This window comes from Paraburkholderia sp. BCC1885, from assembly GCF_900996235.1.
Lineage (GTDB): Bacteria > Pseudomonadota > Gammaproteobacteria > Burkholderiales > Burkholderiaceae > Paraburkholderia.
In genome coordinates this window covers 74151-87825 of record NZ_CAAJGM010000122.1, presented here as the reverse complement: position 1 = coordinate 87825, position 13675 = coordinate 74151, and the positions used below count along the sequence as shown (strand labels likewise).

The 13675-nt window shown below is 64.3% G+C and carries 13 protein-coding genes; 10 read left to right on the top strand and 3 right to left on the bottom strand.

What is annotated here, in order from left to right:
* Positions 1–196: 196 nt before the first annotated feature.
* The 9 genes from FQ755_RS13335 to hslU all read left to right on the top strand — a co-directional run bounded on the left by FQ755_RS13335 (position 197) and on the right by hslU (position 9678).
* Entirely contained in the window at positions 197–1081 is an 885-nt protein-coding gene (locus FQ755_RS13335) for a lipid A biosynthesis lauroyl acyltransferase (protein WP_144154866.1), read from the top strand.
* A gap of 73 nt (positions 1082–1154) precedes the next feature.
* Complete coding sequence (dapF, locus tag FQ755_RS13330) at positions 1155–2018, top strand: diaminopimelate epimerase (protein WP_144154864.1); 864 nt, start codon at positions 1155–1157, stop codon at positions 2016–2018.
* Positions 2019–2139: 121 nt separating this feature from the next.
* The gene (locus FQ755_RS13325) at positions 2140–2862 is read left to right on the top strand and encodes a DUF484 family protein (RefSeq protein ID WP_144154862.1); all 723 of its coding nucleotides are present in this window, start codon (positions 2140–2142) and stop codon (positions 2860–2862) included.
* Positions 2863–2878: 16 nt separating this feature from the next.
* Entirely contained in the window at positions 2879–3802 is a 924-nt protein-coding gene (xerC, locus tag FQ755_RS13320; protein ID WP_144154860.1) for a tyrosine recombinase XerC, read from the top strand.
* A gap of 91 nt (positions 3803–3893) precedes the next feature.
* Positions 3894–5096, top strand: a complete 1203-nt coding sequence (locus FQ755_RS13315) for a class I SAM-dependent rRNA methyltransferase (protein WP_144154858.1) — start codon at positions 3894–3896, stop codon at positions 5094–5096.
* Between the two features lie 178 nt (positions 5097–5274).
* The gene (locus tag FQ755_RS13310; protein ID WP_144154856.1) at positions 5275–6369 is read left to right on the top strand and encodes a CobW family GTP-binding protein; all 1095 of its coding nucleotides are present in this window, start codon (positions 5275–5277) and stop codon (positions 6367–6369) included.
* Positions 6370–6979: 610 nt separating this feature from the next.
* On the top strand, positions 6980–7399 hold the full coding sequence (dksA, locus tag FQ755_RS13305) for an RNA polymerase-binding protein DksA (RefSeq protein WP_074263073.1): 420 nt from the start codon (positions 6980–6982) through the stop codon (positions 7397–7399).
* A 398-nt stretch (positions 7400–7797) separates the two neighbouring features.
* Positions 7798–8334: an ATP-dependent protease subunit HslV gene (gene hslV, locus FQ755_RS13300; RefSeq protein WP_144154855.1), complete on the top strand. Its 537-nt coding sequence runs from the start codon at positions 7798–7800 to the stop codon at positions 8332–8334.
* Positions 8335–8343: 9 nt separating this feature from the next.
* The gene (gene hslU / locus FQ755_RS13295) at positions 8344–9678 is read left to right on the top strand and encodes an ATP-dependent protease ATPase subunit HslU (RefSeq protein WP_144154853.1); all 1335 of its coding nucleotides are present in this window, start codon (positions 8344–8346) and stop codon (positions 9676–9678) included.
* 88 nt (positions 9679–9766) lie between these two features.
* Here hslU and FQ755_RS13290 read toward each other — a convergent pair whose 3' ends face one another.
* Together FQ755_RS13290 and FQ755_RS13285 are read right to left on the bottom strand one after the other, a co-directional pair.
* Entirely contained in the window at positions 9767–10309 is a 543-nt protein-coding gene (locus tag FQ755_RS13290; RefSeq protein WP_144154851.1) for a response regulator transcription factor, read from the bottom strand.
* Complete coding sequence (locus tag FQ755_RS13285) at positions 10306–11616, bottom strand: ATP-binding protein (RefSeq protein WP_144154849.1); 1311 nt, start codon at positions 11614–11616, stop codon at positions 10306–10308. Before FQ755_RS13285 ends, FQ755_RS13290 begins: the two co-directional genes overlap by 4 nt.
* 99 nt (positions 11617–11715) lie before the next feature.
* On the opposite strand from FQ755_RS13285, the gene FQ755_RS13280 reads away from it, so the two are divergent.
* Positions 11716–13341 carry a hypothetical protein gene (locus FQ755_RS13280; RefSeq protein WP_144154847.1) on the top strand — a complete coding sequence of 542 codons (1626 nt, stop codon included), beginning with the start codon at positions 11716–11718 and terminating at the stop codon, positions 13339–13341.
* On the opposite strand, the gene FQ755_RS13275 is transcribed toward FQ755_RS13280, so the two are convergent.
* Positions 13338–13547, bottom strand: a complete 210-nt coding sequence (locus FQ755_RS13275; RefSeq protein WP_144154845.1) for a cysteine-rich CWC family protein — start codon at positions 13545–13547, stop codon at positions 13338–13340. The genes FQ755_RS13280 and FQ755_RS13275 overlap by 4 nt on opposite strands.
* Positions 13548–13675: the final 128 nt, after the last annotated feature.

The window sequence follows — 13675 nt, the reverse complement described above, 5'->3', positions numbered from 1 at the left end:
ATTTCCTGACTGCGCGGCGCGTATCGTGTGGATCGCGCCTGGCAGCTTCGCCCCGCAAGTTGTCTATTAACTCGGCGAAGCCCTTATTATAGCGACTTCCTACATTTGTCACAGAGTACCCACGCGTGTTGTATTTCGACTCGTCCAAGGCTTCTTTGCGCGCAGCGTTCCCAGGTGCCCGCCACGGAGCGGCCACATGCTGAGCCGTCTCGGAGCCAGACTCGCCATCGGATTGCTGAAACTGTTTGCGCTATTGCCCTATGGCCTCATCGCCCGCCTCGGCGACGGCCTCGGCTGGCTGCTCTATCAGATCCCCAGCCGGCGCAAGCGCATTGTTCATATCAACCTCAAGCTGTGCTTCCCCGAATGGAGCGACGAGCATCGTGAAGAGGTCGCGCAGAAGCATTTTCGCCACGCCATCCGCAGTTATCTGGAGCGTAGCGTGCAGTGGTTCGGCTCGGCCAAAAAGCTCGAAAAACTGATCCAGCTCGACAGCGCGATCGACCTCACCGATCCCGATCTGCCGCCCACGCTGTTTCTCGGCTTCCACTTCGTGGGGATCGAGGCGGGTTCGATCTTTCTCAACTACTCGCTCAGGCGGCAATGCGGCTCGCTGTATCAGCCGATGTCGAACCCGGAGCTCGAGGAGGTCGCCAAGGCGGCGCGCGCCCGCTTCGGTGCGGACATGGCAAGCCGCGCCGACAGCGCCCGCATCGTGCTGCGCTGGCTGCGCGACAGGAAGCCGGTGATGCTCGGCGCCGACATGGATTACGGCATGCGCAACTCGACCTTCGTGCCGTTCTTCGGCGTGCCGACCTGTACGCTGACCGCCGTCGGACGGCTCGCCAAGGTGGGCAACGCGCAGGTGGTGCCGTTCATCGGCGAGGTGCTGCCGAACTACAAGGGCTATCGTCTGAAGGTATTCAAGCCGTGGGAAAACTACCCCACCGGCGACGACGAGGCCGACGCGCGCCGCATGAATGCCTTCCTGGAAGAGCAGATTCCCCTGATGCCCGAACAGTATTATTGGGTGCACAAGCGCTTCAAGACGCGCCCGCCCGGCCAGCCGAGTGTTTATTGATGAAACGCGCGGGCGCCACGCAATAAAAGGCGGCGTTCGGCGCGCGTCGGCGCGTGTCCCTTACAATAGCGACATGAGACTGAAATTCACCAAAATGCACGGCGCGGGTAACGACTTTGTCGTGCTCGATGGCTACACGCGGCCGCTCGAACTGAGCGCCGCGCAGGTGCGCGCGCTCGCGGACCGGCACTTCGGCGTCGGCGCCGATCAGCTTCTGCTGGTCGAAAAGCCCACCATCGAAGGCGTGGATTTCAGGTACCGCATTTTCAATTGCGACGGCGGCGAGGTCGAGCACTGCGGCAACGGCGCGCGCTGCTTCGTCAAGTTCGTGCGCGACACGGGCCTGACCGACGCGCGCAGCGTGCGTGTCCAGGTGCAAAACGGCGTCATCACGCTGACCATGCAGGAGAACGGCGACGTCAGCGTGGATATGGGCGTGCCGGTGTTCGAGCCGGCGCGCGTGCCGTTCGACGCCAGCGGCCTCGAAGGCCGCCGCGAGGGTGACGACACGCTCTGGCCGCTCGAAGTGAACGGCGCCACGCGCTGGATCTCGGTGGTTTCGATGGGCAATCCGCACGCCGTGCAGATCGTCGACGATGTCGAGGCCTGGCCGGTGCCCGTCGAGGGTCCCGTAATCGAGCGGCATGCGCGCTTTCCGCAACGCGTCAACGCCGGCTTCATGCAGATCGTCGGGCGTAGCGAGATCAAACTGCGCGTCTACGAGCGCGGCGCCGGCGAAACCTTGGCGTGCGGCACCGGCGCCTGTGCGGCCGTGGCCGCGGGGATTCGCCGCGGCCTGCTCGATACGCCGGTGAAGGTACATACCCATGGCGGCGTGCTGACGATTTCCTGGCATGGCGAGCACGGCAACACGCCGCTCCTGATGGCCGGCCCCGCCGCAACCGTCTTCGAAGGTGAAATCGAACTGGCCGACTGAACGGCCTGATGCGTGGCCCGGCGCACGGCCGACGCCGGCCATGCGCAGCCGACAAATGGCCAACCGACTGACCCCATAGACCGATGCGCCCGCGTAAGGGCGTCGTCCTTTAGCCGAAACCATGAACGATCGCGAAGTCTCCGAATACCTGCTCGCCAACCCCGAATTTTTCGCCGACCACGCGGAAATGCTCGCGACCATCAAGCTCGCGAACCCGCACGGCAAAGCCGCGGTCTCGCTGCAGGAACGGCAGATGGAAATGCTGCGTGAGAAGAACAAGCATCTCGAACGGCGCCTCGCCGAACTGCTGCGTTACGGGCACGAGAACGACAGCATTGCCTCGAAGTTCAATCGCTGGACCATCCGCGTGATGGCCGAGCGCGACCCATACGCCCTGCCGCGCACCATCGCCAACGGCCTGCGCGACGTGTTCGACGTGCCGCAAGCCGCACTGCGCGTGTGGGACGTGGCCGAGCCGTACACCCAGGCCGACTTCGCGCGTCACGTCGGCGAGGAAGTGCGCATCTTCGCCAACAGCCTCACCTCGCCGTATTGCGGCGCCAATTCGGGCTTCGAAGCGGCGCAGTGGCTCGCGCCGGCGGTGGCGTCGGTGCCTGTCGAAGGCGCCGCGCCGCAGGAAGGCGGCCACGCCACGGAATCGATCGCGCTGCTCGCGCTGCGCGACCCCGAAGCCAACGAAGCCAACGACGACGCGCCGACCTTCGGCTTGCTGGTGATGGGCTCACCCGACCCGCGCCGCTTCCACGACGGCATGGCCACCGACTTCCTGACGCAGATCGGCGCCCTCGCCAGCGCGGCGCTCAGCCGTCTGCTGCCGCGCTGAGCCGCCGAGCGCCATCGTGACCAGCGCCGATCCGATCGCCGACTATCTGTCGAACCTCGAACACGAGCGGCGGCTCTCGGCGCACACGCTGCGCGGTTACACGCACGAACTGGACGAACTCAGGCTGCTGGCCAAAGGGCGGCCGCTCGAAAGCCTGACCGCCATCGACATCCGCGGCGCGGTTTCGCGAGCCCACGCGGGCGGCCTGAGCGCGCGCTCGATCAGCCATCGGCTATCGGCATGGCGGGCGTTTTACCGCTGGCTGGCCGGCCGCGTCGACTTGCCGGCCAACCCAGTCGCCACCGTGCGCGCGCCCAGGCAGGCGAAAACGCTGCCCAAGGCGCTTTCCGTGGACGACGCCAACCGCCTCATGGAAGCGCCCGCCGCCGCCACGGCCGAAGGGCTGCGCGATCACGCGATCCTCGAACTGTTCTACTCGTCCGGCTTGCGACTGGCCGAACTGGTCGGGCTCGACGCGCGCTATGCCGACGTCGACGGCTACCGCTCCGCCGGCTGGCTCAAGCTCGATTCGACCGAAGTCGAAGTCCTCGGCAAGGGCAACCGGCGCCGCATCGTGCCGGTCGGCAGCAAGGCGCTCGCCGCGCTTAACGCCTGGCTCGCGGTGCGCGGCGAGTTCGTCAGGCACGACCCGCATCCGCTGTTTCTGTCGGCGCGTGGCAACCGGATGTCGCCGAACGTGGTGCGCGAGCGTGTCAAACGCATGGCGCTGGCCGCCGGCATTCCGGCCAACGTCCATCCGCACGTGCTGCGCCATTCGTTCGCCACCCACGTGCTGCAATCGAGCGGCGACCTGCGCGCGGTGCAGGAATTGCTCGGGCACGCCAGCATCACCGCGACCCAGGTCTATACCGCGCTCGATTTCCAGCATCTCGCGCACGTCTACGATAAGGCGCATCCGCGCGCCAAAAAACGCGACTGAGGCGAGCGCTTTTTGCGGGCGCCCGCCGCCCGCCCTCGCCCTGTTTCGCCGCCTTGCGCGGCTCCCCGTTCCGCTGATACCTCACGAAGTCATGAATACCGTTACGCTCAAACCGTCGAAAGAAAAGTCGCTGCTGCGCCGCCATCCGTGGGTCTACGCGACCGCCATCGACCGCGTGGACGGTAAGCCGGCCGCCGGGGCGACCGTGCTGGTGCGCGCGCACGACGGCCGTTTTCTGGCGCGCGCCGCCTATAGTCCGCATTCGCAGATCCGCGCGCGGGTGTGGAGTTTCGACGAAGCCGAGCCGATCGACCACGCCTTCTTCAAGCGCCGCGTGCAGCGCGCCATCGAACATCGACGGGCGATGGTGCATGACACCGGCGCCGTGCGGCTGATCTTCGGCGAGGCGGATGGCCTGCCGGGTCTGATCGTCGATCACTACACCGCCGACGCAGCCGGCCAGCGCAGCCAGCTCGTCTGCCAGTTCATGGCTGCCGGCGTCGAGGCGTGGAAAGAGGCGATCGTCGCGGCATTGACCGCCGCCACCGGCTGCCCGAACGTCTACGAGCGCTCGGATGTGTCGATCCGCGAGAAGGAAGGTCTGGAACAGATCACCGGCGTGCTGGCGGGCGAGCCGCCGTCCGATCCGCTGATCGCCAGCGAAAACGGCGTGCGGTATCACGTGGACGTGCGCAACGGCCACAAGACCGGCTTTTACGTCGATCAGCGCGACAACCGCGCGCTTGTGCAGCAGCTCGCGCAGGACCGCGAGGTGCTGAACTGCTTCTGCTACACCGGCGGCTTCTCGCTGGCGGCGCTCAAGGGCGGGGCAAAACGGGTGGTCTCGATCGATTCGTCCGGCGAGGCGCTGGCGCTCGCGCAGCAGAACGTCACCGCCAACGGCTTCGACGCCGAGCGCGCCACCTGGCTCGACGCCGACGCCTTCAAGACGTTGCGCCGGCTCCACGAGGAAGGCGAGCGCTTTGACCTGGTCGTGCTCGATCCGCCCAAATTCGCGCCCTCGCGCGAACACGTCGAGCGCGCCGCACGGGCCTATAAGGACATCAACCTGACCGGCCTCAAGCTGCTGCGACCGGGCGGCCTGCTGTTCACCTATTCGTGCTCGGGCGCGATCGACGCCGAGCTGTTCCAGAAAATCGTCGCCGGCGCGGCCGCCGATGCGCGCGTCGATGCCCGCATCCTCAAGCGCCTCGGCGCCGGCGTCGATCATCCGCTACTCACCGCCTTCCCGGAAGGCGAGTATCTGAAAGGCCTATTGTTGCAAATCGCCTGATCGCCCATAGTTTGAGGATATTTGCGGCGCGGCGCGCGGCCTCGCGGCCCGCCGGCTGCAGGGGCCGGGCAGATATGTTTCAATAACCGACCCGCTCGAATGGCGCGGTCCAGGTCCGCCGCCTTCGATCCAGGCACTCCGATTCACGTAAAGATTCACGCACAAACAGGCGACCACCATGATTCCCGTCACTATCCTGACCGGCTTTCTCGGCAGCGGCAAAACCACCCTGCTCAAGCGCATCCTGAACGAAAAGCACGGCATGAAGATCGCCGTGATCGAAAACGAATTCGGCGAAGAGAACATCGACAACGAGATCCTCGTGCAGGACGCGAACGAGCAGATCATCCAGATGAGCAACGGCTGCATCTGCTGCACGATTCGCGGCGACCTGGCGCGCGTGCTGGGCGATCTGGCGGCGAAAAAGCAGGCCGGCGAACTGGATTTCGACCGTGTGGTGATCGAAACCACCGGTCTCGCCAATCCGGGGCCGGTGGCGCAGACGTTCTTCATGGATAACGAGATCGCTGACGAATTCCTGCTCGACGCCATCATCACGCTGGTCGACGCGAAGCACGCCAACCATCAGCTCGACGAGCACGAAGTGGTGCAGCGCCAGGTCGGTTTCGCCGACCGGCTGTTCATCACCAAGGCCGATCTGGTCGACGAAGCGGCCATCGAGGCGCTGCGCCACCGTCTGCTGCACATGAACCCGCGTGCGGCGATCCGGGTGGTGAATTTCGGCGAAGCGGACATCAAGGAAATCTTCGATCTGCGCGGCTTCAACCTGAACGCCAAGCTCGAAATCGACCCGGACTTCCTCGTCGAAGACGAGCATGCGCACGGCCACGCCCACGCGCACGACGACCATGGCCATACCCACGACGACCACGATCACGCGAACTGCGACCACGATCATGGCCACTGTGACCACGAAGGCCACGACCACGGCCATCACCACCACGCGCATCACGACGACAAGATCAAATCGTTCGTGTTCCGCAGCGACCGCCCGTTCGATCCGAACAAGCTCGAAGATTTCCTCGGCGGCATCCTGCAGATCTACGGCGAGCGGCTGCTGCGCTACAAGGGCGTGCTGTATATGAAGGGCGTCGACCGCAAGGTGGTGTTTCAGGGCGTCCATCAGATGATGGGCAGCGATCTGGCCGCCAAATGGCAACCCGTCGAGAAGAAGAACAGCAAGATGGTGTTCATCGGCATCGAGCTGCCGCAAGACCTGATTACGGATGGCCTGAGCGCCTGTCTCGTCTGACGAAAAACCTTGCAGCGCCTGGGCGCGCAGGCCAGGAACGAAGAATGCTGGGGCTTTCCAAAGGCCCCGGCTTCGCCGAAAAGCCGCCGGGCGGCATGCAACGTGTGAAAAACGCGTGAAAACCCCTGTTGCAGGAATCGTGCACGGGCATCGCTTTTTAGCCGTTCGCGCGTTATATTTTCGGGATATTGGCGTGCCGCGACCCGGAACAATCCCGGTTGCGGTGGCGTATTGTGATTCAGTTACAATACGAGCCCACTGGAGAATGAGAACGATCGCCCGATCAGCGCGTAACCCGCGCCGGGCCTGACACGGCGCCGGAAAATCTTGTCCGGAAAGCAGCACGCCGACAAGCCGGCTGGTCCACCGCCTCGAAAGGCGCGCCGCCGGCAAGCAATGCCTCAGGAGCATTTGAAGATCGTTTCCAGAGGAGTTCGGCCCCGCATCGATGCTTGGGCGCCCGGCGCTTAGGCATCCGGCGCTCCGGCGTCACGACAGCCCACCGTCCGTGTTCGCCGGCACTCATTGAGCGTTTGACACGCCTTTGCGGGCAACACGAAAGTGCGGGCAACATGTACGAGTTTTGCCTCACATTGAAGAAGCAAGCCAGATGACGACGAAACGACTCTTGACCGAAGCCGAAATCCTGAAGATGAGCGACAAGGATTACATGAATGAGGATCAGCTCGCTTTCTTCAAGAACAAGCTTGAACAGCTGCAGGCGGACATTCTCCGCAATGCCGGCCAGACGACCGAAAACCTGCGCGAAACCGTGATCGTGCCGGACCCGGCCGATCGCGCGACGATCGAGGAAGAGCATGCGCTGGAACTGCGCACGCGCGACCGCGAACGCAAGCTGCTGAAGAAAGTGCAGCAATCGATCGCGCGCATCGAATCGGGTGAATACGGCTGGTGCGAAGAAACCGGCGAACCGATCGGCATTCCGCGCATGCTGGCCCGGCCCACGGCCACCCTGTCGCTCGAAGCACAGGAACGCCGCGAACTGCGCCAGAAGCTGTTCGGCGACTGATTGGCTGCGGCGCGGCCTTTGGCCCGCCACCCCTACGCGGCTTCGTTGAGAGGCGCACGGTGAACTGTGCGCCTTTTTCTTTGCGCGGGCTGTCAGAATGCTGTCGCCGTCCCTACACGCCCGTAGCATCTTTTACCGCTTCGCGCAGCATCTGCGCTGGGCAGCAGGTCATTTGTTTGCCTGGCCTCTCATCCCCTGCCGTCTGATCCCGCGTCTGCCGCTTTTTTCCGGCGTTTTTCCGCCCTATGCCATCCGGCCAGCTCTTGATATGACCGCGCACGCCCTAAAATAAATCGGACATGCGTCGCACGAGCGCGGCTCGCCGCTCGCCGCTCGACGCATCGGCGCGATGGCGCGTTAGCGCTGCCGCGTCCTACCGTTTTGCAAAAGGAATGCATATGGAGCAATTTCACGGCACGACGATCGTCTCCGTGCGCCGCGGCGACAAGGTCGCGCTCGGCGGCGACGGCCAGGTCACACTCGGCAATATCGTCATGAAGGGCGGCGCCAAAAAGGTCCGGCGCATCTATAACGGCCAGGTGCTGGTCGGTTTCGCCGGCGGCACGGCCGACGCCTTTTCGCTGCTCGACCGCTTCGAAGCCAAACTCGAAAAACATCAGGGCAATCTGACCCGCTCGGCGGTCGAGCTTGCCAAAGACTGGCGCACCGACCGCATGCTGCGCCGGCTCGAAGCCATGCTGATCGCGGCTGACGCGCACACCACCCTCGTCATCACCGGCAACGGCGACGTGCTGGACCCGGAAGGCGGCATCTGCGCGATCGGTTCGGGCGGCTCTTACGCCCAGGCGGCGGCCACGGCCCTCGCGAATAACACGGATCTGTCGCCGCGTGAGATCGTCGAAAAGTCTCTGCAGATTGCCGGCGACATGTGCATCTACACGAATCACAACCGCGTTATCGAGACGATCGAGTAAGGACACACGATGAGCACCATGACCCCTGCCGAGATCGTCTCGGAACTCGACAAGCACATCATCGGCCAAGGCCGCGCCAAGAAAGCGGTGGCGGTGGCGCTGCGCAACCGCTGGCGCCGCCAGCAGGTAGGCGAGCCGCTGCGCCAGGAAATCACGCCGAAGAACATTCTGATGATCGGACCGACCGGCGTCGGCAAGACGGAAATCGCCCGCCGTCTGGCCAAGCTGGCCGACGCGCCGTTTATCAAGATCGAAGCCACCAAGTTCACCGAAGTGGGTTACGTGGGCCGCGATGTGGACAGCATCGTGCGCGATCTGATCGAAATCTCGGTCAAGCAGACCCGCGAAACGGAAATGCGCAAGGTGCGCACCAAGGCTGAAGATCAGGCCGAAGACCGGATTCTCGACATTCTGCTGCCGAGCGCGCGCCCGGTTGGATTCGGCGCCGCCGACACGCCTGACGAAGGCAGCACGACGCGTCAAACGTTCCGCAAGCGTCTGCGCGAAGGCCTGCTCGACGACAAGGAAATTGAACTCGACGTTGAGCTGCCGCAAGCGGGCATGGACATCATGGGGCCGCCGGGCATGGAAGACATGACCGAGCAGATTCGTTCGATGTTCGCCAATCTGGGCGGCGGCAAGAAAACGCGCCGCAAGCTGAAGGTGAAGGAAGCGCTAAAGCTGCTGACGGACGAAGAAGCGTCGAAGATGCTCAACGACGAGGAAGTGAAGACCAAGGCAGTGCAGAACGTCGAGCAGAACGGCATCGTGTTCCTTGATGAAATCGACAAGATCGCCTCGCGCAGCGAAGCCGGCGGCGGCGAGGTGTCGCGCCAGGGCGTGCAGCGCGATTTGCTGCCGCTCGTCGAAGGCACGACGATCAACACCAAGTACGGCATGGTGAAGACCGATCACATCCTGTTCATCGCCAGCGGGGCGTTTCACCTTGCCAAGCCGAGCGACCTGATCCCCGAGTTGCAGGGCCGCTTTCCGATTCGCGTCGAACTGGATTCGTTGTCGGTGAACGACTTCGAATCCATTCTGGTCTCCACCGACGCGAGCCTCGTCAAGCAGTATCAGGCCTTGCTCGCGACGGAAGACGTGCAGCTCGACTTCGCCGACGACGGGATTCGCCGTCTCGCCGAAATCGCTTTTTCGGTGAACGAAAAGACCGAAAACATCGGCGCACGCCGCTTGTACACGGTGATCGAAAAGCTGCTCGAAGAGGTGTCGTTCGCGGCCGGCAATCATGCGGGCACCAACGTCAGGATCGACGCGGCTTACGTCGACCGCGCGCTGAACGAAGTAGCGGATGACGAGGATCTGTCTCGCTACGTGCTGTAAGAAAAACGGGCGGCCCCTCGCGAGACCGCCCGTTTTCAATTGAAGGCTTTGAAGCGCGACGCCGTGCCTCGCTGCCGTGCCGTAGTGCTTACTGCTTCACCGGTCGCTTCGCCAGCTTGCGCTGCAACGTGCGGCGATGCATGTTCAGCGCGCGCGCCGTGGCGGAAATGTTACCGCCATGCTCGGCCAGCACTCGCTGGATATGCTCCCATTCAAGCCGTGCCACCGAAAGCGGCGTGGGATGCTCGAGTGCCTCTTCCGCCTGCAACGCGCTCGCTTCGCTTTGCAGTGCCGACAAAATCGTTTCGACATTTGCCGGCTTGGCCAGATAGTTATCCGCGCCGTCCTTCACCGCCTGAACGGCGGTCGCGATACTCGCGTAACCGGTCAGCACCAGCATCCGCGCGTCGGGTTGCAGCTCGCGCAGCGGCGCCACCAGCGTAAGCCCGGAATCGTTGCCGAGGTGCAGGTCCACCGTGATCTGGCCGAACTTCTGCTGATTTGCGAGCTTTATCGCTTCGTCGGCGTTGTGTGCTTCAGCCACCGTATAGCCGCGTCGCGTCAGACCGCGTGCGAGGATGCCGGAGAACACCTCGTCGTCGTCGATCACCAGAAAATTCATGTCGTTCATGCCTGTTTCTCCATATTGGATGGCGCGGCGCCTGTGTGGCGCGCGCCGGATGATTGTTGATCCGCGAGAGGCAGCCGCAGCACGGCGCGCGTGCCGCGCGGCATGGTCTCCTTGACGTCGGCGAGCTCGATCGATCCGCCAAGCCGCGCCGCCGCCGAAAACGCCAGATACAACCCGACGCCATGACCACCCTGGGTGCTGTCCACCGGCATCGCGCCGAGCGAGCCGCGCAACGACGGCGGAATACCCGATCCGGCGTCGCAAATTTCAAATTCGATCTGCTCGCCGTGCGGCGACAGCGTGGCCGCGAGCGTGACGTGGTCGCGGCTCGCGCGTGCGGCATTGTCGAGCAGGATCGTGAGAATCTGGCTGACCGCGACCGTATCGTCAAGATCGACGCCGTCCGGCGGCGTGCCGAGCCGCTCGAATTTCACATGCGGATGGCGCAGGCGCCATTGTTGCGCGAACGACTCCAGCCATTCGCCGACCGGCTGCCGGCTGCCGCCCGTCGAGGCGCGCGAACGCAGACGCGCGAGAGCGGACGTGCACAGCGACATCTGCTGTTCGAGCAATTCGAGATCGGCACTGTAGGGCGCGAGGCCCCGGTCGGTACGCGCGGCGTCGCGCAACTCTTCGGACAGCATAGCAATGGTCGAGAGCGGCGTGCCGATTTCATGCGCGACCGTCGCCGCCTGCACCCCGAGCGCCACCGCGCGTTCGTCGCGCAGCAAGCGCTGCTGGGCTTCGCCGAGCGCCGTGTCACGTTGACGCAGGGCGCGCGACATGCGCGCGACGAACCACGCAATCAGCCCGACGCTCACCGTGAAGTTCACCCACATGCCGGCGCGGTAGTAGTCGAACAGGTTGGCGGGATTGTCGAGATTCAGCGGCACGGAATCGAAACCGAGCACGGCATAGCAGGCCACGGCAAAGGCGGCGAGCCAGAGCATCAGATGCCACGGCAGCACGGCCGCCGCAATCGCCAGCGACGGCAGATAAAGCGAAACAAATGGATTGGTGGTGCCGCCGGAAAGAAACAATAGCGCCGAGAGCGTGCCGAGATCTACCCATAGCTGGCCGAACAGTTCAAGATTCGACTCAGGCCGCTGCTGGGAAACACGCAGCCACGTCAGCGCATTGAAGGCCGTTTCGAGTCCGATGACGAGCAACATGGCCGGCAGCGGCAAGTGCACGCCGACAAAAATCTGCACGACCGCGATGGTCACGAGCTGGCCGATGATGGCAAGACAGCGCAGCCAGAACAGATGCCCCAGGTTGACCCGGCCGGTGATGGTTATACGATGCATGACGCCAGTTTACCTGTTCGGAGTTATCCGACCCAATGGGTTGGAGTTCGACGGTACCATCGTCCGCTTGACAAAAATCACGTCACCGTTTGGACACTTATGATTTCCGCCCCTGACCACCCAGCCTGGTCCGCGTTCCTCACCTTCCTGCAGCGCGCGGCGCTGGCGCAGCAGAACGGCGCGGCTCAAGCGCAGGCTATCTGGCTCGAAGCCGCCGCCCTGTTACAGCCGGCCGCCCCCGACACGCCGGTGAACATCACGCACGCACTGCTGGAGCAAGGCCGTCACGACGATGCCATCGAGTTCGCCGCCATTATTGCGCAACTCAATCCTGGCGACGCCGCGGCCAGCTTCCATCACGGCTACGCGCTGCAACTCGCGCACCGGCACCGTGAGGCGCTTGTGCCATATCGTCGTGCGCTCGCGCTCGATGCGCAATTTCCGCAGTTGCGCACCAATCTCGCGGGAGCGCTCGCGCTCACTGGCGGCGATATCGCGGAGCAGATCGCGTTGCTGGAAAGCGCGGTCAAGAGCGATCCGCTCGACAGTAACGGCTGGACCAATCTTGCCCAGTCGAGCCGCGCCGCCAAGGACCTGCCGCGGGCGCTGGAAGCGGGCGTTCGTGCGGTCGAACTGGCGCCGCAAAGCGCGCTCGCGCTGAATAACTATGCGCTGGCGCTCAAGGAAGCGCAACGCTGGGACGAAGCGCTAAAGTTCGCCCAGGCCGCCTGCGATCGCGCGCCGCAAGATCCAGGAATGCGCTCGAACCTGGCATTGCTGTACCTCGTGCGTGGCGACTATGAACATGGCTGGCCCGCGCACGAAGCGCGCTGGGATGGCTCCCGGGAACTGGGCGGCAACCGGCCCGCGATGCCGGCGCCGCAATGGCGCGGCGAGCCGCTCGGCGGCAAGACGCTGCTGGTGTGGGGCGAACAGGGCATGGGCGACCTGCTGCAGTGCTGCCGCTACATTCCCCTGCTGGCGCAGCATGTGCATGCGCAAGGCGGCCGCCTTCTGTGGAATTCGTTTCCGCAGATGGGCGCGCTGCTGGTGCGCAGCCTCGGTAGCCACGTGGACCACTATTCGGCGGGCGGCGGCGTCGCGACACTGCCGCCGTTCGACTACGAAATTCCTTTGATGAGCCTGCCGCTCGTGCTCGGCACGCTCGACGACACGCTGGCCGGCTCGGTTCCCTACCTGCATGCGGATGCCGCCGCCAGCGCGGCCTGGCGGGCGCGGCTTGCGGGAGAAAAGCGCCTCAAGGTGGGGCTGGCGTGGACCGGTAGTCGCGGTCATCAGCGCAATCCGTTCCGGGCGGTGGGTTGGCAACGTCTGGCAAGCGCGTTTGCCGGCATCGGCGGCGTTGCGTTTTACACGCTGCAGCCGGGTGCTTCGGCGGATGTCGCGGCCGCACAGGCAGCGGGTCTGCCAATGACCGATTACACCGCCGAGCTGCAGAGCTTCGACGACACCGCGGCCTTCGTCAGCGCGCTCGATCTGGTGATAACGGTGTGTACGTCGGTCGCTCATCTGAGCGGGGCGATCGGCCAGCGCAGCTGGGTTTTGCTCGACGTCAATCCGCACTGGACGTGGCTGCTGGAACGGCGCGACAGCCCGTGGTATCCGAGCGCGACGCTGTACCGGCAAAGGCAGTTCGACGACTGGACGCCGGTGCTCGAAGAGGTGACGCGAGACCTGATCGCACTTGCGAATCAGCCGCGTTAGCCTCCCGCCTGCGCGCGCGCAATCTCAACCACCAGGCATTCCGGACACAGACAGCGCCCGTCCGGCTCCAGCCGGTCCGCGGGCAACGCCGGCATCGACTTGCACCAGCAGTCGAATGGTTGCTCGCGCGCCGTGCAGTCGAACGCGCTGCCGCAACGCGGGCAGCGCGCGCTCTTCATAGGCATGGAGTCAACGGGCGGATTCATGGCAAATCCTGGGCGAGTCACCGGACATCCGGTCAGGAAATAATGCCACGCCCGGCAAGCCGGCTGAAAGCCCGCGTTGCAATAGTCCGTGCGGCCAGCACAAATTCGTCACAAATACGCCCCGCGAA

Bases quoted from the DNA above. Each gene is read 5' to 3' on its own strand.
- FQ755_RS13335 (WP_144154866.1), top strand. From the start codon at position 197: ATGCTGAGCCGTCTCGGAGCCAGACTCGCCATCGGATTGCTGAAACTG.
- dapF (WP_144154864.1), top strand. From the start codon at position 1,155: ATGAGACTGAAATTCACCAAAATGCACGGCGCGGGTAACGACTTTGTC.
- FQ755_RS13325 (WP_144154862.1), top strand. From the start codon at position 2,140: ATGAACGATCGCGAAGTCTCCGAATACCTGCTCGCCAACCCCGAATTT.
- FQ755_RS13315 (WP_144154858.1), top strand. From the start codon at position 3,894: ATGAATACCGTTACGCTCAAACCGTCGAAAGAAAAGTCGCTGCTGCGC.
- FQ755_RS13310 (WP_144154856.1), top strand. From the start codon at position 5,275: ATGATTCCCGTCACTATCCTGACCGGCTTTCTCGGCAGCGGCAAAACC.
- dksA (WP_074263073.1), top strand. From the start codon at position 6,980: ATGACGACGAAACGACTCTTGACCGAAGCCGAAATCCTGAAGATGAGC.
- hslV (WP_144154855.1), top strand. From the start codon at position 7,798: ATGGAGCAATTTCACGGCACGACGATCGTCTCCGTGCGCCGCGGCGAC.
- hslU (WP_144154853.1), top strand. From the start codon at position 8,344: ATGAGCACCATGACCCCTGCCGAGATCGTCTCGGAACTCGACAAGCAC.
- FQ755_RS13290 (WP_144154851.1), bottom strand. From the start codon at position 10,309: ATGAACGACATGAATTTTCTGGTGATCGACGACGACGAGGTGTTCTCC.
- FQ755_RS13285 (WP_144154849.1), bottom strand. From the start codon at position 11,616: ATGCATCGTATAACCATCACCGGCCGGGTCAACCTGGGGCATCTGTTC.
- FQ755_RS13280 (WP_144154847.1), top strand. From the start codon at position 11,716: ATGATTTCCGCCCCTGACCACCCAGCCTGGTCCGCGTTCCTCACCTTC.
- FQ755_RS13275 (WP_144154845.1), bottom strand. From the start codon at position 13,547: ATGAATCCGCCCGTTGACTCCATGCCTATGAAGAGCGCGCGCTGCCCG.